Origin of the sequence: Microbulbifer okhotskensis, from assembly GCF_023895975.1 — a bacterium.
Lineage (GTDB): Bacteria > Pseudomonadota > Gammaproteobacteria > Pseudomonadales > Cellvibrionaceae > Microbulbifer > Microbulbifer okhotskensis.
In genome coordinates this window covers 1-303 of sequence record NZ_JALBWM010000454.1, presented here as the reverse complement: position 1 = coordinate 303, position 303 = coordinate 1, and the positions used below count along the sequence as shown (strand labels likewise).

Here is a 303-nt window from a genome sequence, read left to right as displayed (position 1 = left end):
TACTGGAGGTTCTTGATCTCAATGGTGCGATTATTACGCTTGACGCCATGGGCTGCCAGAAAACGATCACCCAGAAGATTATCGAACGAGGCGGCGACTATGCGATTGCCGTGAAGGGCAATCAGGACAAACTGTATCAGCAAATTACCAGGTATTTTAATAATTTATTCGATATGCAGCACCACAAGCAGGTCGACACTGATTGTGTAGAAGAGGTGAACCGAGGCCGAGTAGAATCCAGAAAATGCCTCTCTACTAGCAGTATTGATTGGCTCGAAGGTAAAGAGCAATGGCACGGTCTTA

1 protein-coding gene is annotated in these 303 nt (G+C 46.2%); it reads left to right on the top strand.

Features of this window, described 5'->3' with window-relative positions:
• The coding region (locus tag MO867_RS22900; RefSeq protein WP_252473439.1) for an ISAs1 family transposase at positions 1–303 on the top strand (303 nt) is incomplete at both ends.